This window comes from Flavobacteriales bacterium (genome assembly GCA_019694795.1).
GTDB lineage: Bacteria > Bacteroidota > Bacteroidia > Flavobacteriales_D > UBA2798 > UBA2798.
Map to the genome: position 1 here is coordinate 1 of JAIBBF010000041.1, position 24618 is coordinate 24618.

The following is a 24618-nucleotide window of genomic DNA, read 5'->3' on the forward strand; positions in this document are numbered from 1 at the left end:
GACCGGGCATACATTGGATACCGGGCTAATGCATTAGATGTTTCAGATTTCATTGTAAACTGGAGCGATAATTCGGTAGGTGGAGCCGGGGCTGCGGGACCGGATAATTTGATTTTTAATTTTACTTCTCTCAATGGTTCTTCTCCAAATGGAATCGATGGAAACCAAGTGAACGGAAGAGAAATTATGAGATTGACCGGCTATGGAAATATCGGGGTCGGTCCGCGTTTCAACAACACGCAGGTACCTGCTCCCGGTGCTATGGGACAACCTCAATCGCTTTTTCACATCAGCAATTTTAATGATTGGGCATCCTGGATGCAAATTGGAAACGAGACTACTGGTGGTGTAGCTTCAGATGGATTAAGAATTGGAATTACAGGAACAATTCCACTTTATAATAATCCACTGTTTGCAAATATCAATATGCCTTCTGCTGGAGCGGAACAAATTGCTATGATTTACCAACAAGAAAGCAAACCACTGCTTTTTTCAACTGGCGCATCCACCGATCAATTTCAAGGTAATAACTCTACCCAGGAACGTTTAAGAATTCAATCTGCTGGAACCATTACTCAAACTTCTCCAAATGGTGCAGCCTACGCTGTTTACAATCCCGGGGCTGTGAATACGAATTTTACCAGAATTGCTATCAGTCATGATCCCTCAAATCCATTAACACGTCCCTTAAGTCTTTTGCACATGGGGTACAACACTGCTGTGCTTCCATTAAACGGATGGCGAAACTGGATGGATATCGGAACGCTAATTACCACCAACACCGATAACATGTACGTTGGATTAAAAGATGGTCAAAATGGAGTTACAGATGCTGTTATCAACTGGGGGGATGATCCTGCCAGTCCAGGCGGACCAGACCTGCTTCGTTTCATTTTCACCCAAAACCCTGTAGGAGGTACCGTTTCTTCCACTCCGAATGGACTGGAGATTGCCAGAATGTATTCCAACGGAAATGAAGGAAGAATGGGTATCGGTAGTTTCGATTTATTGGGTCTACTACCGCAAAACACATTACACATTAACTCTCCGGCTGCAAACCCCACGACCAATGCAGGAGGAACCTCCGGTTTACGCTTTGAGGATTTAACTACTGCCACTACACCAATTGCAAATCCTGGTCAGGGTGTTTTAGCTGTAGATGCAAATGGCAATGTTATTTATGTAAATGGCGCTTCAAATTTTGGAAACTATTGCAATAGCCTAAATCCAACTTCACTTACCGGAGATTATCAGATTGATATGGCTAACAACTCTATATTTTTTAAAAACGGCAAAAACATAATGATGGGGGAGGTATCTTGTGGTAATTTGGCACCAGCAAGATTGTATTTAAGATATTCTAATCCCCAATATTACCCTACAGTAACGGAAGGATTAAGAATTGAGACCAATTTGATTCAACCTAACATTACAGCGAGTTTTAGAAACACTCTAGGAACCGGCGCAGCAATTCGGACTGATGGGGATATTCATTGTAACGGGGAAGGATTATCCATTGCAGGTTGGAATTTATTCTCGGATTCTCTGGTAAAACAAAATGTTCAAAACTTAGAAAATTGCAGTGATATTATTGGGCAATTGAGACCAGTTAGTTTTTATTTTGACACTCTCAATCCATACGGTTTTAGATTTTCTAATAGAAAAAATTATGGTTTTATTGCTCAAGAAGTAGAACAGATTTTACCTGAATTAGTAAAAACTACCTCATTCCCCGAAGAAATTGATTCAGCAGGAAATATAATATATCCTGCAACAACAATTAAATCGGTAAATTACAATTCTCTTATCGGAATTTTAACTGAAGGGATCCAGGAACAACAAGCAACTATTGATAGCCTTTCAGGAATTATTACTGAACAAGATTCCATCAATAAACATTTACAGGAACAAATCAATTCTCTTTATGATATGATTGCTGAATGTTGCAAAAACCGTTCGATGGAGCAAGGTCAAAACAACAATCCTTCTCCAAACATTCGCACCATTGAATTACGCGATGAACAATCGATTGTACTGGATCAAAATGTACCTAATCCTTTTGCAGAACAAACTACTATTTCCTACCTGTTTCCTGAAAATGTAAACAAAGCACAAATTTTGTTTTATAATCAAGACGGCAAATTGATTAACTCCACCAATTTAAACCCCATTGCAGGAAGAGGACAAATTAATGTATTTGCCAATGATCTAAGCAATGGTATTTACAATTACACACTGGTTGTTGACGGAAAAATAATCGCAACCAAAAAAATGATTAAACAACAATAATCAAATTTCAACTACACCGGGATATGGAAACATGTCCCGGTTTTTTTCTTCTACAATTGCCATCCTACAACGAATCATTCACAATCATCCATATACTTAATTCGTGCTGATTTAAAAAACACTTCGTGCAACTTCGTGTACTTGTGCCTTAGTGGTTCACCCCTGCCCTGCAATCCTCCGATTCCACGCTCCGCTCTGAATGACGCGCGGTGTGTACTCAGTGCCTCAGTGGTATTCCTCAAACACATATTCTATATGCCAACAAACGCAATTTAAATTTTAATCCTAACTAAAACTGAATGCAACTCAGTATCCTCTATCTCTAAATGTTACCACCCCTTAGTGTTCTTCTATTAATTTTCTTCGTGCAACTCAGTGTACTTGTGTCTTAGTGGTTCAAACCCAACGCTGCAACAATCCGATTCCACGCTCCGCTCTGAATGACGCACGGTGTGTATAACCATTTCATCCCTCTTTTTTTTCCTACTTACCCTCTCCCTACTACCTAATTTTCCTTCTACCCTCTTCCCATTTCCCCTTCTACCTTACTACCCACTACCCACTACCTATTTTTCCTTACTACCCTCTTCCCACTACCCATTTTCCCTTCAACCTTTCTGCCTACAACACTCTCCCCCTTCTACCTTACTACCCACTACCTATTTCCCCTTTCCACCCTCCGTGTTCTCCTCAAAAAATTCTTCGTGCAACTTCGTGTACTTGTGCCTTAGTGGTTAACCCCACACATCCCCATTTTACACTTAAAATACTCATACCAGGTAACCACACTAAGCAGCATACCCAAACTATACATGGTATCTTCTACCGGAATGGTACCAATGCGCAGATTGAGAATTTCATTCGGATTATACCATACAACAGGCTCTTCTATTAAGGATCCGGTTAGAATGCCGTTGACCAGTAAAAATGGAATGAGGCTTACCATATAGGCTAGCAAAAAGCGAGAGAGATAAGGCGATTTAAAACGCAGCATAAGCGTTAGTAATAGAACGGCCGTATAGGGAAACGTAAAAGCCGGATACCACAAACCGTAATTGAATGCGGCAACAAGCAATAAAAAAGCGGCAAGGAAATAAAGTAGCGGACGATGTATTTTTTTCAGAATGTCGGTTACAACATAGGCATTGAGGCATTCGTAAATGAAAATACAGGCATAAGGAATGCAGATAAAAAACAAACACTCTTCCAGCGGAAGATTGCCAATATAAATTCCGCAGAGGTAATCGGGATTAAATCCCCACACCCCATAAGCCGTTTTTAGCATGTCCCAGGGAATAAAAATCAGCAGCATGATTCCGATGGCCGGAAAAAGTGCTTTCCACTTGCGAAAAAAGGCAACGCGCCGGTCGAAACTTAAAAGCAGTGGTCCTGCCAGCGAGAGTAAATCGATGCTCAGGTATAAAAATTTCACGCTTGGTTTTTTTGATTCATGCTGGCGCGTGCTTCGCGGAAGTATTTCAATGGAACAACCAGCATACCGAAACATTCTCCGTCTTCTTTCCCCAAATGTTTATGATGCACTTTATGCGCTTTACGAATGGCCCGCAGATAAACATTATCGGAATTGCGAAACCATTTTAAACGACGATGAATAAATACTTCGTGCACCAGAAAATAAGCGAATCCATATACCGCTATTCCTGCACCAATGGATACAGCGCCGTAATTTCCATACATCATTCCCAACATGATGCATAACCAGGAGGGAATAGCAAAAATGAGAAAGAAAACATCGTTGCGTTCAAAAAATCCAAACAGCTTGGGCACCGGTTGGTGATGGTCGGCATGAAAATACCACATCCATCCATGCATGATGTATTTATGCATGAACCAGGCCATGAATTCCATAGCGAAAAAGGTCAGCACAACATACAACACATACAGCATGAGCAATCAGAGTATTCGGTTAAGATAAATAAAAAAGATCAGTTGCATGATTAACAACAACCAGGCTGCGGGATTGTTCTGCGGACGAAAGGTCTTGGCCATCACCAAGTGAAAAACAAATCCGAAACTAAACCATGCGATGTAATTTTGTAATGGAATTATTCCGTCTTTCCATTGCCAGTAATCGAGTTTTACCGCCACCGGCTCAATGAAAAAATCCATTCCCGTCATGATCCCCGCTCCCAGCAGTGCTATGAGCAGTGGATGCGAAAAAAACAATGCTGCAGCGCTGTAACTCACATACACCATCACCAGCCAGTTGATGCTGATCACCAGGGGGACATCATACATTTTGTATCCTAAATTGGCACCGTAGTGATAATCGCCAAACAAGGCTGCGGTAAGTACACCCACCACTTCTACCACATAACCCAAAACAGCGATGCCTGCCATGGCCATCCATTCACCACGGGTGATGTTTTTAACCGGAAAAAAAACAAAAAAACAGGTCACCAATAAATGAAGCCAGGTTAAGCGCGCAAATTTCATCGGATCTGTTCCGCTGAAGCCCCAAAATCCTACGGCATAAAACAGCAGCAGCATAAAGATGGAAATGGGTAATCGGTAGGCTTGCCAGGATAGTTTCATTGCAAATGATCTTGATGAATTAAATCGGCCGTGATTTTTCCCGAGAGTAAACAGAGTGGAATTCCGCCACCGGGGTGAACACTGCCTCCGCAAAAATAAAGATTCGGAATGCGACGCGAAAAATTGGGGTGACGTAAAAATGCGGCGTTGCGGTTGTTGGATGCGGCTCCATACAGCGATCCCTGAAAGGAAGAGGTGCGCGATTCTATACTTCTCGGATCAAGTACATCTTCTTCCTCAATCAGCGATGCAATGTCGACACCCAATCGTGCAGATAATTTTTTTAAACAATTTTTCCGGATCACGGGAATAAGTTCATCCCAATTCTGCCCTTTATTACCGGGAACATTTACCAATACAAACCAGGCCTCTTTTCCTGCAGGGGCATCGTGCGGATTGTATTTCGAAGAGATGTGGACATAAACCGTAGGATCTTCGCTAACGCTTTTTTCCTGAAACAACAATTCGAATTCGCGCCGGTAATCGTTGGCGAAAAAAATATTATGCAATCCGAGTTGCGGAAATTCGCGACCAATTCCCCAATAAAAAATCAATGCTGAACTCGATCGTTCCTGCGCCAGTGTTTTTTCCGGAGCTGGTTCCTGAGCCAACAAACGGCGATAGGTGGGTATCACATCCATATTACTAATCACCACATCGGCTGGAAAAAAAGTAGCACCCGATTCAACTCCACGAGCAATTCCCTTTTCTACACGAATACGATCCACCTCCGTATCCAAATGAAATTTTACACCGCAACGAATAGCTAATTGCACCAATGCACGCGGAATGGAAATCATGCCGCCCTTCGGAAAAAATGTCCCCACATTATGCTCCAAATGGGGAATCATCGTCAACACCCCCGGTGCCCGATAGGGATCGCTTCCGTTGTAGGTGGCAAAACGATCGAACAATTGCACCAGATGTGGTTCTTTTATTTTTTTTTCATTCACCCGGTGCATACTGCTGAACAAATGCAATTGCGGCAGATGCAGCACTCCGCGGAGAACGGATTTTCTGAAATAGTTTTTCACCCGGTGAAGCGATTGTTCCAAAAAAACAGATCGCGTTAGTTCGAAGGATTGTTGCGACTGATCCAGGTACTTTAAGATGTGTGTTGATGGTACACCAAACTCTTTTTCACAAGCAGCCGCAAATGAAACGCGATCCGCATCTGCAGAAATTTCTTTGCCGTCGTCCCAGAAATAGCGACAACTCTCGTTCACTTTTTCATAGGAAAAATAGTCCTGCATGGGCACCCCGCACAAGTCAAAAAGCTCTTCCACATAATGTGGCATGGTAAATAAAGAGGGGCCCGTATCGAAGCGGTACGATCCCAGTTGTTTTTCGCCAAGCTTACCACCAGCTACGGATGAACGTTCAAAAATTTCTACCGCATAACCCGCTTTTGCCAAACGAATGGAAGCCGATAATCCGGCAATTCCGGAGCCTATAATAATTGCTTTTTTCAATTCAACGGGTTTAGGCTTCAACAATGCAAGCCTTCTTTTGTTTGCATTTATTTGTTTTTGCCCGAAGCGCTGCGTGGAATCCCCTTGATGCGAAAGCAATAACCGAGTTGACCATACTCCTGAATAAACATGAAATGTTGCGAAGCTCCATGCGAACGATCGGCATACGTATAAATATCCGGTAATCCGATGTATCCTGCTTTCATGCTGAAACGGAAAAAGAAGTGTTTTCCGAGGTCGAAACGCAATCCGAGATGTCCGCTTAACCCGAAACCCGCCACGTGAAAGATATTCGCTCCCTGCTTATCGAAAACAGCTACATCACTCCGTGGCACAAGTAAACCTGCTCCCAGTCCCATTTCCATGTTGAGGCGGATTTTATGTTTGCGTGATGCCCAGAGTGAATCGAGAAAATCAATTTCTACACCCACCAGATTTAATCCATTGGTATGTTCGAAGTAGAGGAACTGTCTGCTCAGCACCATGATGCTATCCTGATAATGTCCGGCATAAATTTCAGATGCGGTGGTATCGATGTTCCCCGTCATACGCACCGCCTGCCAGTTGCGCATAACGTATTTCATGTGATCGTCGAGAATGGAAACCGAAATTTTTTCGGTGAGGTAATAACCCATTTTAAAATTATACTGCGGTATAGCTAAATGCGCAGGATTGAGGTAAGTACGCGTAGCAAAGTTTTCGGGACGGTCGCTCGATAATACATCGTAGAGCGTAAAATCGTAGCCGGGTCCCCACAAATGAATATCCGAAGGCGAATATTGCGCACGGTTATAGCCCCAGGAAATGAAAAATTGTCCCTTCCGGAACTGAGATCCGTCCCATGGAGAGGAATTTTGAGCGTTCAGCGGACTGATGTTCGTCAGTATAAACAAAGAAATTACAAGCAAAAACGGGCTTTTCATAAAAAATGGCTTTGGGGGAACAAAGTTAACCATTGACTTGTTTTAAAAAAAAGCTTATCTTTCCCTTACAACTGATCTTTATCACATTATGCCTACAGGAACAGTTAAATTTTATAACCGCAAGAATAAGTTTGGTTTCATCCGGGTGGATGACACCGGAGCGGAGATTTATGTACGACAAAGCGGCGTTATTGACCCGATTAATGAGGGCGACCGCGTAGAATTTGAAATGGAAGACCACCCGAAAGGCCCCATTGCCATTAAGGTGAAAAAAATTCAGGCCTGATTTGAGTTTTTGTCCATTTCTCCTCTTTCCGCTAAAGCAGACTGAGCTGCATTCGTTTTTTTTCTGATTTTTGCAGCTGAAATTTTTGCTTTTTGACTCCCACCCAACCTTCAATGTCCGTTTTGGTGTTGTGCATGCATTATCCCGGCAGAGCACCCAATCAGCGTTTTCGCATTGAGCAGTATGCGGATTATTTAGCGCAACAGGGTGTACAGCTCGAATTTTCGTATTTGCTCAATGAAAAAGAAGACCGCATTTTCTATTCGCCGGGACACTTTTTCAAAAAATTAGGCATTGTTTGGCGCTCTTTACAAAAACGAAAAGCGGATGTACGCCGGGCAAAACAATTCGATGCGGTGTTAATTATCCGCGAATCGTTGTTTGTTGGTCCCGCCTTTATTGAAAAGCGCTTAAAGAAAACAGGCGTTCCCCTTTATTACGATTTCGATGATGCCATTTGGCGATTGGATGTTTCCCGTTCCAACCGTTGGTTTGGTTTTTTAAAATTTCCGGCCAAAACTTCTTCCATCATTCGTCTGGCAGATGTAGTGATTGCCGGTAATCAATACCTGGCCGATTATGCCTTGCAATTTAATTCCGCTGTAAAAATTATTCCCACCACGGTAGATACCGATAGTTTTACTCCTGCAGAAAAAAAACAGGATAGTATTACCATCGGCTGGAGTGGAAGTTTAACAACTACCAAACATTTCGACACTGCTGTTCCTGTTTTGCTTCGTTTAAAAGAAAAATATGGCGACCGCTTATCCTTTAAACTCATTGGCAACAGCGCCTATTACAACAAGACCTTGAATCTGCAGGGCGAGGCGTGGTCGGCCGCCACCGAAGTGGAGGAATTGCGCAAAATCGATATTGGCATTATGCCCTTGCCCGACGATGAATGGTCGAAAGGCAAATGTGGATTAAAAGGATTGGTGTACATGTCGCTCGGCATTCCCGCGGTGATGTCGCCCGTTGGTGTAAACCGCGAAATCATCCGCCATGGCGAAAACGGATGTTTGGCTGCCGGTCCGGAAGAATGGTTTGCATCACTTTGTGAACTGATTGAGAATGAAGAATTGCGAAAAAAAATGGGTGAAGAAGGCCGAAAAACGGTGGTAGAAAAATTCTCTGTTGCATCACAGCGTGCGCATTATCTTCAACTTTTCCGACCGAAACCGTAAATAATTTTCATTTCGCGCAGCTTCGCTTTGTGCAGTCGCTAAAAAATTTACTTTTGTAAAAATCGATATTCACATGGAAGTTACCACCGAAATGAAAAACACTGCGCTCTCGCAAAAACACATCAGCCTTGGCGCTAAAATGGTTCCCTTTGCCGGTTACAATATGCCGGTTTCGTATTCGGGACTGAACGATGAACACGCTACGGTTCGTGAAGCAGTGGGTATGTTTGATGTTTCGCACATGGGTGAATTCATTTTGAAGGGTCCGGATGCACTGGATCTCATTCAGCGTGTCACCTCCAATGATGCATCGGTGTTAACGGACGGTAAAGCACAATATTCCTGTTTACCGAATGACAAAGGCGGAATTGTGGATGATTTACTGGTGTATAAAGTTGCCGATCAGCATTACATGTTGGTGGTAAATGCATCGAATATTGAAAAAGACTGGAACTGGATCAGCAAGCACAACACCAAAGGCGTGCAAATGGAAAACATCAGCGATGCAACTTCACTGCTGGCGATTCAGGGTCCCAAAGCCTTGGCCACTTTACAAAAACTTACCGCTGTAAATCTTTCTGAAATTCCATACTACGCATTTCGTGTTGGAACATTTAACGGCGTAGAAAATGTAGTGATTTCGAATACCGGATATACCGGTGCGGGTGGATTTGAATTGTATTTTCCGAATGAAGTTGCCGAAAAAATGTGGGATGGAATTATGGAAGCAGGAAAAGAATTCGGCATTAAACCGATCGGACTCGGCGCGCGCGATACCTTGCGTTTGGAGATGGGATTCTGCTTATACGGAAACGATATCGACGATACCACTTCTCCCATTGAAGCGGGATTGGGATGGATTACGAAATTCACCAAAGAATTTACCAATAGCAAAGCGATAGCCGAACACAAAGAAAAAGGCGTGAGCCGCAAACTGGTTGGATTCGAAATGATCGACCGTGGAATTCCCCGTCACGATTACGAAATTGTAGATGCAGCAGGAAATGTAATTGGTAAAGTGACTTCCGGAACGCAGGCTCCTACCTTGCAAAAAGGAATTGGAATGGGTTATGTGAAAACTGAATTTTCGAAAGCGGATTCTGAAATTTTCGTAAAAGTGCGCGACAAAGCACTGAAGGCGAAAGTGGTTAAAATTCCTTTCCTGAAAAAATAATCCGCATGAGTAAAATCACGGTCGACGCCTGTTTTTCTCCCTATCTCTATCCGGTTTACCGCGATGATGAAAACATTGTGGTGATCATAGATATTCTCCGTGCCACATCGGCCATTTGCACCGCATTCGAAAACGGAGTAGAGAAAATCATTCCCGTTGCCACCGTAGAAGAAGCACGCGATTATCAATCGAGAGGCTATATCGCCGCCGCAGAAAGAGAAGCAGTTCCCGTAGAAGGATTTCCCTTCGGAAATTCACCCTACAGCTACATGGGCGATCATGTAAAGGGTCAAACCATCGTTCTCACCACCACCAACGGAACACAAGCCATTAACGCAGCCAAAGACGCGCATAAAGTAATAATCGGTGCCTTTACCAACATCAGTGCCGTTTGCGATTATTTAAAATCGCAGGAGCGCAATGTATTGTTGTTATGCTCGGGATGGAAAAATAAATTCAACCTCGAAGATGCCCTGTTTGCCGGTGCGGTAACGGAAGAATTAAGTAAAGTAGAACATGTAAAATTACAGGATGCTGCTTTAGCTTTAAAATACCTCTATCAGCAAGCCAAAGAAGATCCGCATAAGTTTTTACACAACGCCTCTCACAAAGAGCGCCTGGCACGACTCGGATTAAAAGATGATATTAAGTATTGTCTGCAATCTGACCTCACCCGTGAAATTCCTGTATTGGAGAATGGCGCGCTGGTGCGTTTAAAATGGTGATTTATTTTTTCTGAATCAGAAATTAATCTGACTACTCAGTCCTCCTCTTCAAATTCAAGCTCTGCATCTTTTTCCCAGATTTCCATTTCGCAGGGTTTGCAGTTGAACTTGAGCTTGTATTCGTTAAGTCCGTGTTTAAGCGTTAAGGGTTCCTTCACTTTTTCGCCCATGGTTTCACGCTGGAATTTCGGACATTTTCCCAATTCGTATTTAACGCAATACTTGGTGGTCATCACCCGCGATTTTCCGGGATCCCATTGCAGTTCGAATGCTTTCTCCATTTCGGAAACCCCATGGCGCGCATAAAATTTTCGTGCCAGTGTATTGGAAATATTATAGGTAAAATCCAGTTGTTTTACGGGATAAGGATGCTCTGTTTTTTCAATCTGAAATTCGAAACGCCGGTATTCGCGCACACGGATTTCCATGAGTTCTTCCAAAACTTCCCGTCGCATTTCATTCACTTTACTATTCGGTAAAAACCAGTTTTCCGAAAGAACCACTTCCACTTTTCCGGCCATAAACGGCGTAGCTCCGGTTTTGGACAGATTTTTTTGTATAGCAGGAACAGGCGATTCCGTATTGCGTGCTTTTTCTTTTTTTAGTTCGAAATGTTTTTTGCATTGGTGACCATCCTCATCAACGGCCAGTAATACAAATCCATTTTCATCTTCCGAAAAATGCAGGTCCACCGAAATTTTCCGAATGGCGCTGTCTTCACGCTCTACCAAACGGTTAAATTCTGCATCCGAATTGCGGTAGATTTCCGTCCCCACCGGCAGTTCTTTAAAATGATTCGGAATCACTAAATCCTTAATGATAATATTTACCTGTGCACCGTCGGCTTCTCCTGCTTCATTCAGAAAATAGAGTCCATCCCCATTATTCAGTTCCTCAAAATTTTCGATGAGGTAACCATTGAGCTTGTTGCCAAGTACTTTTCCGATGTATTGTCCTTTGGACTTCGGACTCTCCCACGATCCGATTTTTTCTTTGCGTTGATTAAGAAAATAATCGGTATAACCGCGATTAAAACTTCTTCCGAGTTCCGGATCGAAATCGTAAAACGTTTTTCCCGATGATGCTTTGGTATAATTGGGATGTGTAGCAAGGAACTCATCGAGTTTTTTGCGCAGGTAAGAAGTGTTGTTTTTTACATACACCATATCCTTTAACCGACCCTCAATTTTAAACGAAGTAACACCTGCTTCTATGAGTTGTGGCAACTGATCGCTCAGATCAAGATCTTTGATGGAAAGTAAGTGACTGCTTTGTATCAATGTGGTTCCGTTTCCATCCACCAACTGATAGGGTAAGCGACAATTCTGTGCACAGGAACCGCGGTTGGCGCTGCGTTCTCCTCCTGCAATACTCATGTAGCAATTCCCGCTGAAAGAAACACACAGTGCACCGGTCACAAAAAACTCCAGTTCCACCGGTGTTGCTTCCCGGATTTCACGAATCTGATCAAGATTTAATTCACGTGCAAGCACCACTCGTTGTATGCCGGCATCCGCCAGAAATTTTACATGCTGCGGATCGCGGTTATTGGCTTGCGTGCTGGCATGTAAAGGAATGGGTGGTAAATCCATTTCCAGAATAGCCATATCCTGAATGATGAGTGCATCCACTCCAATATCGTATAGTTCCCAGATTAAATCGCGGCAATGATCCAGTTCTTCATCGTAGAGAATGGTATTGACTACAACAAACACCTGTGCTTTGAATAAATGCGCATAACGCACCATTTCGGCAATGTCTTCAATGGAATTGGTGGCATTGGAACGTGCACCGTATTGTGGAGCGCCAATGTACACTGCATCGGCACCCGCATTTATGGCAGCAATACCCTGCACCAGATTTTTGGCAGGAGCCAGAATTTCTACTTTCGTCTTCATGGGAATGGTACTGCAAAGCTACAAAAAGGGAATTGAACCCGAAAAAGCGCTTTTGGCAGGTAAATGAGGGCTTTATCCAAACTTCATGTGGACCTCAATTTACACGGGAGTCGCCACTTTTTTTGCCTTGCTTTTCGTATCTTTAACCTATGCGTACATATCACCGGGTGATGTTTTTTCTGCTGCCATTACTGATGGTTTTCATCATGGCATTTTCATTGGCAGAATCGCCGGCTGCGGTATGGGGATTTTATGCGCACAAACGCATTAACCGGATGGCGGTATTTACACTTCCTCCGGAAATGATCGGTTTTTACAAAGACAATATCGAGTTCATCACCGAACATGCCGTAGATCCCGATAAACGCAGGTATGCGGTAGATGGTGAAGCGCAACGTCATTTTATCGACATCGATCATTACAAAATTCCCAATGAAGATGTATTCGAAACGGTTCCCAGAAAATGGAAGGACGCCATTAAAAAATATACGGAAGACACCATTCAGGAATATGGCATCGTTCCCTGGCACATCGAGGTGATGATATTTCGGTTGACCAAAGCGTTTAAAGATGAAAACTTCGATCAGATTTTAAAATTATCGGCAGAATTAGGTCACTACGTCGGCGATGCACACGTGCCTTTGCATACCACCGAAAATTATAACGGTCAACTTACCGGACAAAAAGGTATTCACGGATTTTGGGAGTCGCGCATTCCTGAATTATTTGCGGAAGAATACGATTATTTCATTGGCAAAGCAACGTACGTGGAAGAACCCCTGGATTTTGCATGGACCGCCGTAAGGGAAAGTCACGCCGCTCTCGATAGCGTGCTCCTTTTCGAAAAAGAACTTACCAAAAGCTGGCCGGAAGATAAAAAATACAGTTACGAAACGCGTGGCAACACCACCATCAAAGTGTATTCGCAGGAATTCACAAAAGCGTATAGCGATAAATTATCCGGCATGGTGGAACGTCGCATGCGAAAAACCATCATTGCCGTTGGCAGTTTTTGGTACACGGCATGGATCAACGCGGGAAAACCGGATTTGATTCGCTATAAAAACAGAAGTCTCTCAAAAGAAGCGCAGGAAGAACTGAACAAAGAAGATCAGGAATTTCAGAAGGGAACGATTAAGGGCAGGAGTTGCGATCACTAAATCACACTTCTTTTTTCATTGCATTTTTTCCTTGCAGCCAACGTGCAATAGTCAGCAATAAAAGCATCATCGCTACAAACATCGAGCTGCGGCCATACACATCACCCATTCGGGTGAACCAGGTTTGCTCTGTATTGGCATTGATGCTTGCACTTATAACGGCAGGTTCCCACCAGGAAGTTTGTTGCAGTACATCGCCTCGTTGATTAATAAAACACGAAATTCCCGTATTGGCACAACGCGCAATACTACGCCGGTTCTCGATGGCCCGCAATCGCGCATACGACATGTGCTGCAGGTAGCCCGGAGTATTCTCCCACCAGCCATCGTTGGTGATAATAAAAATCAGATCGGCGCCTTTTGCAACAAAGGAAGCGATATGCTCACCATAAATGGATTCGTAACAAATGGCAGGAACTACTACGTGACGAGGATCTACATCGGAATGAAAAACCATTGGTTCTTTTTCTGAGCCCATAGAACCACTGCTGCCGCCCATTTGCAAAGCCCACTTTTCTAAAAAGGGAAACCATTGGGTAAATGGAACTTTTTCTACACCAAGTACCAATTTCATTTTATGATAAATCTGCAATGGCTCATCTTTCAATACCTGAAAAGAGGCGTTGTAATGATCGTAATAAACCCCAGGCTCGCCGGTAGGTTTGGCGGTGGGTGATAAGGATTCTCCTTCGAAATAAAAACGGTGACTCGACATTCCGCTTACAATTTTCAGTCGCGGAAATTCGGCAACATATTCCCGCATGCGAACAATGGCCGGATTGCTTTCAATTTTATTTTCCATTACCGAATACGACAACTGCGTTTCGGGTCCCACTAAATAATCCGTTTTCTCATTCACGTACTGATCTGCCAATGCGAAAAAAATATCCAATTGTTCATTCATGGTTTTTCCTCCGAATTTGTCACGATACGGATCAATATTCGGTTGCGCAATAACCACCTGCACCGGATTTTCGGTTTCGGTATAGGAAAAATACATTTTCAATGAAATCAAAACCGGAATGGCAATCACCACCGTGAGCGAAAACAAACGAAACTGCTGTTGTTTCAGCGGACGTTTACTCAACCAAAAGGCATCGCGTACGATGACAAAAACAATCATGTTCACCAACAACACCCACAGCGATCCGCCACTTACTCCACTGTATTCATACCACTGCACCAGGTAGGGCTGAAGGGAAAACACATTGCCCATCGACAACCAGGGCCAGGATAATTCCCAATAGTAATGCAGGTATTCGAACGCAAGCCAGTAAACAAAAAAAGAAAGCAAACCCTCACGGATTCCGAGTCGACGTTTGGTAAGATGAAAAAAGAAAAAGGGGAAAGTCATTAACAAAGCATTCACCATTACTGCCATCACCATTCCTCCACCCGAAGCAAAATAAATCCACCAGGTAGTTAAAAGATTAAAAAGCAGAAAATGCCAATAGGCCAGAAAAAAAACTTTACGCGGACGATAAGCCTTACGGTAAATATGATCTTCGAGCAGGAGCATAGGAACCCAGGCAATAAAAATAAAGGGCCAGAGCGAACCGATAAAAGGCCATGCCAGCGCCAGGAGCAATGCACCAAGTGTAGCGTAAACAATAAGCGGAAGCCTTTGCATCAGTGAAATTTTAGGCTAAAATAAACAAAGAGCAGGATTCCCATCATTTCGGCATTTTTATTTTCCCTTAAATGCTCCTTTTATTATCTTGAGGCATGAAACTGAAGAGTCTGTTACTTGCATCGGCCAGCTTATTGGCAATTACGGCCCATGCCCAAAAGAAAAAAATCGATCACACGGTTTACGATCAATGGAAAACCATACGCGAAGCACAAATCTCCGATAACGGATCGGTAGTTACCTACGAAGTAAATCCCCAATCGGGCGATGGAAATTTATATGTGTACGAAGTAGAAAGTAAACGCACCGATACGATTCGTCGCGGTTATTCCGCTCAATTTGTAGATGGGGGCACGCATATTATTTTTCGCATTAAACCGGAATTTGAACTTACGCGAAAAGCAAAGCTCGCCAAAAAGAAAGAAGATGATATGCCCAAAGATTCATTGGGTGTTTACGATGTAAAAGAACATAAAATCATTGCGCGCTTTCCGATGATCAAATCGCAGGAAGGAAAAGAAGAAAATTCCTGGATCATTGTTCACCACACCAAAATGAAAGAAGCAGCACCGGTGGGTAAAAAGAAAAAGAAAAAAAAGAAAGAACCCGAGATTAAATCCGACGGAACCAAACTCGAATTGGTTTCCCTGAAACAATACCACCAGCCTGCCGCAGATCCGAAAAAGAAAAAGAAAAAAGAAAGCGGTCCGCTTTTCAATTATTCCTTCCCTTACGTTACCGAATACGCCTACTCCAAAAAAGGAAATCAGATTGCATTTATCATGCAGAAAAATGTTGATAAAGCCGATTCCGCCTATCTCTATGTGTTTTCTACATCCGATGAAAAATTAAAATCAATTCATGCACTGAACGGCTTTATGAAAAGTCTGAGTTTCGATGAAAGCGGAAACCAGATTGCCTATCTGGCCAGCAGCGATACATCGAAAAATAAAGTGTACGATTTATGGTACTGGAACAGCAATAACAGCTCGTGCAGTAAAATGGTCGACTCCGCCACAACGGCCATGCCTAAGGGACAATGCGTGAGCGAAAATTCCAGTCTCTGGTTTTCGGCCGACGGTAAAAAATTATTTTTCGGCACCGCTCCAAAACCCGAAAAAGAAATCAAAGACACCTTAACCGACGATGAAAAATACCGTCTCGATATCTGGAGCTGGACCGACACGCGATTAATGCCTGAGCAACTAAAAATGCTGGATCGCGACAAAAAGAAAAACTACCTGGCAGTGTATCATCTCGATAAAAACAAAATGGTTCAGATTGCCGATGCAAAAATGGACGGCATTAGAACTATCCTCAAAGGGAATGGAGATATTGCTTTAGGAATTTCGGATGTGAACTATGAAAAATCGAAATCCTGGGACTCCCCCGTGCCTGCCGATTATTACCTGATTGATCTGAACAGCGGAGAGCGAAAACTATTACTTGGCGATCAAAAATTCTACTGCAGTTTATCTGCTTCCGGAAATTATTTACTGTACTACCGCAGAAAAGAAGACCAATGGTATGCACTGGAAATTGCAAGCGGAAAAACGATAAATCTGACCGAAAAAATTACCGACGACTTTTTTGAAGATGACAATGGAAATCCCTCAGAAGAAGATGTGATCGGTTGCATGGGCTGGGCAGAGAAAGATGCCTATGTTTATCTCTACGGCGAACACGACATCTGGAAAATTGATCCCAAAGATCCTTCCAAACCTATTTGTCTCACCCGCAATTTCGGAAGAGAAAGCAAAACCATTTTGCGCTATGAAAAACTCGACGATGAAGAGCAATTTATCCGCGAAGAATTTTTAGTGCTGCGCAGTTTCAATAAAGAAAACCGCAGAGCAGGATTTTATCTGTACGAAGCATCCAACAAAGCGAATGCTCCGGTGCGTATGGCAGAAAGTGATCACAAATACAACTACCTCATTAAATCGAAAAAAAGCAATAAAACAGTTTTTGCGCGAATGAATTTTGTGGAGTATGCCGATGTGTGGATAAGCGATGTCCGTTTTAACAATGCAGAAAAAATCTCAGATGCCAATCCGCAACAAAAGGAATACAATTGGGGAACGGTAAAAATGACGCATTGGAAATCGCCGAAAGGAAGAGAACTGGATGGATTGATATATTATCCGGAAGATTTCGACAGCACCAAAAAATATCCGATGCTGGTTTACTTCTACGAAAAATATGCCGACGATATTCACAATTATTATGCGCCTCGTCCCTCTGCCTCCATCATTAACCCCACAGAATATGCCAGCAATGGATACATCGTATTTATTCCGGATATTTTATACAATGAAGGAACTCCGGGCGAAGATGCTTATGATTGCATTGTAAGCGGAACAGATCATGTTGCAAAAAATAAATACATCAACACCGAACGCATGGGATTACAGGGACAAAGCTGGGGTGGATATCAAACCGCTTATCTCGTAACGCAAACCAACAAATACAGAGCAGCAATGGCCGGTGCACCGGTGAGTAACATGACGAGTGCCTATGGCGGAATTCGCTGGGGATCGGGATGGAGTCGCGCTTTTCAGTATGAAAAAGGTCAGAGCCGCTTGGGCTACACATTGTGGGAAGACCGTGAACGATACATAAAAAATTCACCTTTATTCCATGCCGATAAAGTAAACACACCTTTACTCATCATGCATAATGATAAAGACGGTGCTGTTCCCTGGTATCAGGGTATTGAATATTTTTCTGCCCTTCGCCGATTGAATAAACCGGTATGGATGCTGAATTATAACGACGACGATCACAACCTTACGCGTCGTGCCAATCAAAAAGACCTCAGCATTCGCATGCGTCAGTTTTTCGATCACTATCTGCTGGATGCTCCCCTACCTGTGTGGATGAGCGAAGGAATTCCTGCAGTGGATAAAGGAAAACGTACAGGCTACGAATTGGAGCAGAACAAATAGGATCGGTGATCCATGAAAAAACTCTGGCATAAATTATCGCATACCGGACTTCATCACCTGAGTGAAGAGGAAATTATTTTTAAGCACAGAGAAACACTGATTCTAAATAGAATGACGCTGGTATTAATCAGCTTAATTCTCATTTACATTCCGCTGGAAATTATTCTGAATGGATTTGTGCTCATGGGAATAATTATTGGTGAAATGCTGGCAATTTCAGGCGTATTGATTTTTAATTACTATCAAAAATTCGAAGGCGCCAAATGGTATTTTATGAGCGCCGTATTTTTGCTCATCGTACCGGCTTCCATTATTGTTCCGCACGGATCAGGAAATGAGTTGTTATTTATTCCCGGATCCACGCTTGGAATTTTGCTGCTAAAAGAAAAATGGAAAGGCATTCTGTTTATGATTCTTGTGCTTGCCACCATGATTTTTGTGCAAACGCTCAGGATGTATATTGAACCGCTGGTAGACATTCCTGCCCATCTGGTTCGCGGCGTTTATCCCATATTCAGCGGAATGGCATTGGTAATTGTATTTTTTGTAGTGTACTATTTTAAAAGTACCAATGAAGATTATAGTCAACATATAGAAGAACAAAAAGAACATCTTCGTTTTTCGAATGAGCTGATCAGTGAAAAAAACAAAGAGATAACCGATAGCATCAACTACGCGAAAAAAATTCAGGATGTGTATTTACCTCCGGTAGAAATTTTTCAGAATTTTTTTCCGGATGGTTTTATACTGTTTATGCCGAAGGACATCGTGAGTGGTGATTTTTATTGGTTTTACCGTCACGCCGCTGCACGGCAGGAAAGTAGTCGCGAACAATTTATTGCTGTTGCAGATTGTACCGGACATGGTGTTCCCGGCGCCATTATGAGTATCATTTGCTGCAATGCGCTGAATGAAGTGGCTGTGACCAACAATGAACTGGAGACAGGAAAAATACTGGACGAGGTTCGTCACCTGGTTACGCGCACATTAAAAAGCGATCGCGGATCGGGAAGAAAAGACGGCATGGATATTTCGCTGGCCAGAATAAATATGGAGAGCGGAAAATTAAATTATTCCGGAGCCAACAATCCCATCTGGATTTTCCGTTCTGCTTCCCGCGAATGGATAAAATTAAATGCCGACAAACAACCCGTAGGTTATTTCGAAAAATCACATCCCTTCAGCACACAAGCGTTTCAGTTGGAAGATGATGATTTGATTTATTTATTCTCGGATGGATATGCTGATCAGTTTGGCGGAGATAATGCTATAAAACGAAAAAGCGGCGGAAAGAAATATAAATACACCCGCATGCAGGAATTTCTGGAATCCATTCACCTCCTTCCCATGGAAGAACAAAAACTAAAATTGAAAAATGAAATTGAAAAATGGATGGGCGATCTGGAGCAGGTCGACGACATCTGTATCGTGGGGATACGGTTTAAATCAGAAAAAAATCTGAAATCTTAACGCGGGGATTTCATTCCATTGGTAAAAAACCAGGCCCAGCGCGTATTTACACGATCAGAAAATTTTTCAATGATATGGATTATAAAATTCACCATAACCTTTTCGTATTAACGCTTAATTTTCCGAATTCGTATTCCGGAAAAATTAATTTCCTGATAAAGTTCCCGTGTAAGGAGCTTTTAAAAATTCATTGAATGAAGCCAGATTAGCCTTGGCCTGCATTTCGAGATAACGCTTCGAAAACTCTTCTTCGCTGGAAGATGAATTTAAATACTGAATACGATAAGTGTCGAAATTCTGCAAAGCTGCTTTTTCTTCCAGACTCAGCCGAACTCCTGAAAATTCTTTATCCCTCAGATCATTGATGCTGACAGGTAATTGTCCGACTTTATTATTTATCTCAGTATTCTGACTCACGGTGTGATGTTGTTTGGACAAAAATACGTGCGAGCGGGCCTTTTGTTCCGAAAGCAAGCCCTCCAAATATCCACATTGACTTGTTAACACCTGTTGAAATCGCGCAAACCGGTTTGTTTACAAGACCTTAGATTGAAATGCAACAGGGTAAACGGTTCAAACAAATCCATTAACGGAAAATAGGCTAAACCGATTATTCGCCGGCTTCTTCCCGAAGGAGTTTATCCATATCGTATAAAAGGCGATCAACGTCTTTCGCAGAGGTGCCATCATAATAGCCTCTGATTCGTTTTTGAGAATCCACTAAAACAAAATTTTCGGTATGGATAAAATCACTCTCTTCATCACCTTCACCCGGTGCGGCTTCTTTTACAACAAAATAATTTTTACGCGCCATGTCGTAAATCTCTTTTTTCTCCCCGGTAAGAAAGAGCCACTGATCGTGATTTGCACCATAGTTTTCGGCATAGGCCATCATTGCTTCTACTGTATCGGTTTCCGGTAAAACAGTGTGCGAAAGAATCATCACTTGTTTATTGTCCTTGTACTTTTCCTGCACGCGTTGCAATTGCGATGACATTTTCGGACAAATACTTCCGCAGGTGGTAAAAAAGAAATCGGCAACATAAATTTTTCCTTCGAGGTTCTTCTGAGAAATGGTTCTTCCGCGCTGATCGGTTAAATGAAAATCACCCACGCGATGTCCCGTTCCCACATTTTGCAGAGAGGCATCCACCAATGAATCGTTTACCTGAGAAGGATTAAAAACCGGCAGTACATCTTTTTTTTCCATGTTGGATGCATTCATCCTCCAGGCCACAATAATTCCTGCAATCAATACTGCAAAAAATGCAATTACGGGAACAAGCCAGTTTTTTTTCATGCCGATTATTTTGCGAATTTATAGGAGAAACCAACTCCGAAAATCTGACGGAACTGTAGACGCGGACCAATACCGTCATTCACGCCATCCGAATTTCTGTCCACCGCTACTTCCACATCATCATCATAAATCATCAATGTGGAGAAGGTAACACCAATGTATTTTCCAACTTTAATTACCAGGTTGTTTTCCCACATCACATCGATGTTTTGCGGGTTATGAATGTAATTCGAAAACAAATCCAAACGGGTAATATAAGTGGCGCTTTTTCCAATATCCGTTTTATAATTGAATTTTAAATAACCTCCCAGCTCATAACGTATTTTACTACCATCTTTGGTTTTTACACCTGCAGTATCATATTCTGCAGCGTTAACCCCAAATGCACCTGCATCTGCAAGTATCTGATCATTCACGATGGTGACTTTACTTGTAAGCGGCGCTAAGAAAATGGTCATGTTTTTTATCGGTTTATAATCGAGTCCGATCGCTAATGTGGTATAACCGGGAGCAAGAAATTTAGAAATCTGAACCGAATCGTTCGGATAATTATAACCGGGCGCAAATTGAGTTCTGAAGTTTAACATCATGGCATAATACCATTTTTGCGATTGAAAAGCTTGTCGTCCAAACTTGCTCGAAAAATCGATACGGTCATCGCTCTTGCGTAAATCATCTAATCCCTGACGAACCAATCCGAATCCCATATCGAGGTTATTATCCCAGGAAATATGTCCTTTTTTATAATTCGCAAACAAGTTGAGCGCACTGTTAAAGGCAATGGAGTTTTGTCCACCAGCCGCCCAGTTGGTTAATGAAACCTGTGCGAAAGTCAAAGATCCCATTCCGCCTGTTTTCCATCCTTGTGTGGTATCGGCAGAAGTAGGTTTTACTTTTTCGGCATTCTTTTTCAATTCATCTTCTTGGGCAAATCCGTGTTGAATGAGAACCAATGAACAAAGGGCAAGTAGGAAATTTTTCATGAATTCAATTTTTTTGCAAAGATGTAAAACCCTGATTAATAATCACAGAATAAAAATCAATCCTGACCCGGAAGTCGCTGCCGGAAATTTGTATATCTTTGATAGTATTACTATTAAATAGTAAGTATGGCGAAAAAAAATAGTGGTCGTTTGTCCCTGACATCCTGGGGAAGCGACCTCCCGGCCGGAATCGTGGTATTCCTGGTTGCGTTACCTCTATGTCTTGGAATTGCACTTGCATCGGGTGCTCCGGCGATGAGTGGTATAATGGGAGGAATTATTGGAGGAATTGTAGTGGGATTCATCAGTGGTTCTCCCTTAAGTGTAAGTGGTCCCGCCGCGGGCTTAACTACCATTGTATTATCTTCCATTTCTTCGCTTGGTTCATTTGAATTTTTTCTTGCAGCGGTATTTCTGGCCGGAGTATTTCAAATTTTAATGGGCATTGCGCGTGCCGGTTTATTCGGTTCTTACATTCCCACTTCGGTGATCAAAGGAATGCTCGCCGCTATTGGAATCATTCTCATCATGAAACAAATTCCGCATGCTTTGGGGTACGACAAGGACTTCGAGGGCGATGAAAGTTTCATTCAGAATGATGGTCACAATACCTTCAGCGAATTGTATTATTCCTTTGTGTATCCATCACCCGGTGCGGTCATTATTTGTCTCTTTTCCATTGCGCTGATCGTGTTGTGGGAATCGAAAGGCATGAAGCAAAAAATGCTGACTAAAATTTTACCTGCACCACTGCTCGTGGTGATGAGTGGAATTGCGTTCAATCAATTTTTTTCGAGGTCTATTCCCCAATGGGAATTAAAAGGCGATCACGTGGTGAACCTTCCTCCCATACATGGATTAAGCGGATTTATGAATCAGTTGCAGCAACCTGATTTTTCCACCATTTTCAGCAATGCAGAAATTTGGATCACTGCATTTACCATAGCCATCATTGCATCCATCGAATCCCTGTTAAGCGTAGAAGCCGGCGATCGCTTGGATCCTTACCGCAGAAGCACTCCTCCCAATCGCGAATTAATTGCGCAGGGAATTGGAAACAGCATTTCCGGATTAAGCGGCGGATTACCCATCACTGCTGTGATTGTGCGCAGTTCCGCAAATATTGCTGCGGGAGGAAAAACAAAATTAAGCACCATCATTCACGGATTTTTATTGCTGATTTGTGTGATTTCCATTCCCGGAATTTTAAATCTGATTCCTAAATCATCGCTCGCAGCCATCTTGTTACTGGTAGGTTATAAACTCACGAAAATCGAATTGTTTCGCTCGCAGATGGCAAAAGGATGGTCGCAATTCCTTCCCTTTATCATCACCCTCTTTGCGATTTTGTTTACGGATTTATTAATTGGCATCTGCATCGGAATATGTGTGGGAATACTTTTTATTTTGCGCAATAATTTTCGTTCAGCAATTAGTTTAACCGCCAATGGAAATAATTATTTAATCCGATTAAACAAAGACGTTTCCTTCTTAAACAAACCACTCATCCGCCAATACATTCAACTTATTCCCGATGGAGCAGATGTAATTATCGACGGCACCCATGCGGGATTTATCGATGAAGATGTGCTGGAAGAATTGCGTGAGTTAATGCATTTGGCGCCTCAGAAAAACATTCAGATAAAAATTAAAAATATCAAATCACTATGACCCCATACGAGCGTTTACTTCTCGAAAACAAAGCCTGGGCCGAACATAAAACTGAACAGGACCCGGATTTCTTTCTCCGGCTCTCTTCCGATCAAACGCCCGAATTTTTGTGGATCGGCTGTTCCGATAGTCGCGTTCCGGCCAATGAAATCACCAATACCGAACCTGGCGAAATGTTTGTGCACCGCAATATTGCCAATCTGGTAGTGCATACCGATCTCAACTTGCTGAGCGTATTGCAATATGCCGTAGATGTATTAAAAGTGGAGCATATTATCGTTTGCGGACATTACGGCTGTGGTGGTGTAAAAGCAGCTATGACGCAACAAAATTTCGGTTTAATCAACAAATGGTTACGCAACATCAAAGATGTGTATCGCTTCAACCGCATCGAACTCGACTCCATCAGCGATGAATCGGTCCGGCTTAACCGACTCTGCGAACTGAATGTGATTGAACAGGTTAACAACCTTACCGAAACCTCCATTGTACAAAAAGCCTGGAAAAAACACCAGCGTCCCATGCTACATGGCTGGATCTATTCGTTGAACGACGGGATCATTAAGGAACTTACGGTAATAGAACCGAACGCAAAAATAGATCCGATTTACCAATACGAGGTAGAATGATTATTTTTGCGTACCATGTTGTTACGCCCTACCATTAAACTCAGCGATTCGCACTATCTGAAAAATCCGGAAGAAACGGAGCTTGGTCGCAATATTGTCGGCCATTCCATTCTGATGATTGAAGAAATGGGAATTGAACAGTTCACCTTTAAGAAACTGGCAGAAAAAATAGGATCGACCGAAGCATCGGTTTACCGCTATTTTGAAAATAAACATCAATTGTTGCTGTATTTGATTTCCTGGTACTGGACCTGGCTGAATCACCGCATCATTCACTACATCGAAGGGAAAAGCAACCGTCAGGAACGACTCGAAGTTGC

Annotated in this window: 21 protein-coding genes; 11 read left to right on the forward strand and 10 right to left on the reverse strand. The window is 42.6% G+C overall.

Features of this window, described 5'->3' with window-relative positions; genetic code table 11:
• A partial coding sequence (locus K1X56_11310; protein ID MBX7095306.1) for a tail fiber domain-containing protein occupies positions 1-2289 on the forward strand: 2289 nt, incomplete at its 5' end.
• Positions 2290-3016: 727 nt separating this feature from the next.
• On the opposite strand, the gene K1X56_11315 is transcribed toward K1X56_11310, so the two are convergent.
• From K1X56_11315 to K1X56_11335, 5 genes are read right to left on the reverse strand one after another with little or no spacing between them, the layout of a single operon-like run.
• Complete coding sequence (locus tag K1X56_11315; GenBank protein ID MBX7095307.1) at positions 3017-3721, reverse strand: lycopene cyclase domain-containing protein; 705 nt, start codon at positions 3719-3721, stop codon at positions 3017-3019.
• Positions 3718-4197 carry a sterol desaturase family protein gene (locus K1X56_11320; GenBank protein MBX7095308.1) on the reverse strand — a complete coding sequence of 160 codons (480 nt, stop codon included), beginning with the start codon at positions 4195-4197 and terminating at the stop codon, positions 3718-3720. The genes K1X56_11315 and K1X56_11320 overlap by 4 nt, the downstream gene beginning before the upstream one ends.
• 6 nt (positions 4198-4203) lie before the next feature.
• Positions 4204-4845, reverse strand: coding sequence for a carotenoid biosynthesis protein (locus tag K1X56_11325; GenBank protein ID MBX7095309.1), 642 nt, complete (start codon positions 4843-4845; stop codon positions 4204-4206).
• The gene (gene crtI / locus K1X56_11330; protein ID MBX7095310.1) at positions 4842-6317 is read right to left on the reverse strand and encodes a phytoene desaturase; all 1476 of its coding nucleotides are present in this window, start codon (positions 6315-6317) and stop codon (positions 4842-4844) included. The genes K1X56_11325 and crtI overlap by 4 nt, the downstream gene beginning before the upstream one ends.
• A gap of 47 nt (positions 6318-6364) precedes the next feature.
• Entirely contained in the window at positions 6365-7240 is an 876-nt protein-coding gene (locus K1X56_11335) for a hypothetical protein (GenBank protein MBX7095311.1), read from the reverse strand.
• Positions 7241-7328: 88 nt separating this feature from the next.
• On the opposite strand from K1X56_11335, the gene K1X56_11340 reads away from it, so the two are divergent.
• The 4 genes from K1X56_11340 to K1X56_11355 all read left to right on the forward strand — a co-directional run bounded on the left by K1X56_11340 (position 7329) and on the right by K1X56_11355 (position 10609).
• Positions 7329-7526, forward strand: a complete 198-nt coding sequence (locus K1X56_11340) for a cold shock domain-containing protein (GenBank protein MBX7095312.1) — start codon at positions 7329-7331, stop codon at positions 7524-7526.
• 92 nt (positions 7527-7618) lie between these two features.
• Positions 7619-8710, forward strand: coding sequence for a glycosyltransferase family 4 protein (locus tag K1X56_11345; protein ID MBX7095313.1), 1092 nt, complete (start codon positions 7619-7621; stop codon positions 8708-8710).
• A 91-nt stretch (positions 8711-8801) separates the two neighbouring features.
• Positions 8802-9884 (forward strand): glycine cleavage system aminomethyltransferase GcvT, encoded by a 1083-nt coding sequence (gene gcvT, locus K1X56_11350; protein ID MBX7095314.1) that lies wholly within the window; start codon positions 8802-8804, stop codon positions 9882-9884.
• 5 nt (positions 9885-9889) lie between these two features.
• Positions 9890-10609 carry a 2-phosphosulfolactate phosphatase gene (locus K1X56_11355; protein MBX7095315.1) on the forward strand — a complete coding sequence of 240 codons (720 nt, stop codon included), beginning with the start codon at positions 9890-9892 and terminating at the stop codon, positions 10607-10609.
• 35 nt (positions 10610-10644) lie between these two features.
• Here the strand turns inward: K1X56_11355 and K1X56_11360 are convergent, their stop codons facing one another.
• Positions 10645-12507 carry a U32 family peptidase gene (locus tag K1X56_11360; protein MBX7095316.1) on the reverse strand — a complete coding sequence of 621 codons (1863 nt, stop codon included), beginning with the start codon at positions 12505-12507 and terminating at the stop codon, positions 10645-10647.
• A gap of 149 nt (positions 12508-12656) precedes the next feature.
• Here K1X56_11360 and K1X56_11365 point away from each other — a divergent pair, with 149 nt between their 5' ends.
• Positions 12657-13667, forward strand: coding sequence for a zinc dependent phospholipase C family protein (locus K1X56_11365; protein ID MBX7095317.1), 1011 nt, complete (start codon positions 12657-12659; stop codon positions 13665-13667).
• A gap of 1 nt (position 13668) precedes the next feature.
• Here K1X56_11365 and lnt read toward each other — a convergent pair whose 3' ends face one another.
• On the reverse strand, positions 13669-15297 hold the full coding sequence (lnt, locus tag K1X56_11370; GenBank protein MBX7095318.1) for an apolipoprotein N-acyltransferase: 1629 nt from the start codon (positions 15295-15297) through the stop codon (positions 13669-13671).
• A 95-nt stretch (positions 15298-15392) separates the two neighbouring features.
• Between lnt and K1X56_11375 the strand changes: the two genes are divergently transcribed.
• Both K1X56_11375 and K1X56_11380 read left to right on the forward strand, forming a co-directional pair.
• Complete coding sequence (locus K1X56_11375; GenBank protein ID MBX7095319.1) at positions 15393-18245, forward strand: prolyl oligopeptidase family serine peptidase; 2853 nt, start codon at positions 15393-15395, stop codon at positions 18243-18245.
• 12 nt (positions 18246-18257) lie between these two features.
• Positions 18258-19715, forward strand: a complete 1458-nt coding sequence (locus K1X56_11380) for a SpoIIE family protein phosphatase (GenBank protein MBX7095320.1) — start codon at positions 18258-18260, stop codon at positions 19713-19715.
• 144 nt (positions 19716-19859) lie between these two features.
• Here K1X56_11380 and K1X56_11385 read toward each other — a convergent pair whose 3' ends face one another.
• From K1X56_11385 to K1X56_11395, 3 genes are all read right to left on the reverse strand, one after another.
• Positions 19860-20132 (reverse strand): hypothetical protein, encoded by a 273-nt coding sequence (locus K1X56_11385; protein ID MBX7095321.1) that lies wholly within the window; start codon positions 20130-20132, stop codon positions 19860-19862.
• Between the two features lie 193 nt (positions 20133-20325).
• Entirely contained in the window at positions 20326-21015 is a 690-nt protein-coding gene (locus K1X56_11390; GenBank protein ID MBX7095322.1) for an SCO family protein, read from the reverse strand.
• A gap of 5 nt (positions 21016-21020) precedes the next feature.
• Positions 21021-21998, reverse strand: a complete 978-nt coding sequence (locus K1X56_11395) for a DUF3078 domain-containing protein (protein ID MBX7095323.1) — start codon at positions 21996-21998, stop codon at positions 21021-21023.
• Positions 21999-22124: 126 nt separating this feature from the next.
• Here K1X56_11395 and K1X56_11400 point away from each other — a divergent pair, with 126 nt between their 5' ends.
• The 3 genes from K1X56_11400 to K1X56_11410 all read left to right on the forward strand — a co-directional run.
• On the forward strand, positions 22125-23669 hold the full coding sequence (locus K1X56_11400) for a SulP family inorganic anion transporter (GenBank protein ID MBX7095324.1): 1545 nt from the start codon (positions 22125-22127) through the stop codon (positions 23667-23669).
• The gene (gene can / locus K1X56_11405; GenBank protein MBX7095325.1) at positions 23666-24298 is read left to right on the forward strand and encodes a carbonate dehydratase; all 633 of its coding nucleotides are present in this window, start codon (positions 23666-23668) and stop codon (positions 24296-24298) included. The genes K1X56_11400 and can overlap by 4 nt, the downstream gene beginning before the upstream one ends.
• A 15-nt stretch (positions 24299-24313) precedes the next feature.
• Positions 24314-24618: TetR/AcrR family transcriptional regulator (locus tag K1X56_11410; protein ID MBX7095326.1), on the forward strand; the 305-nt coding region annotated here is incomplete at its 3' end.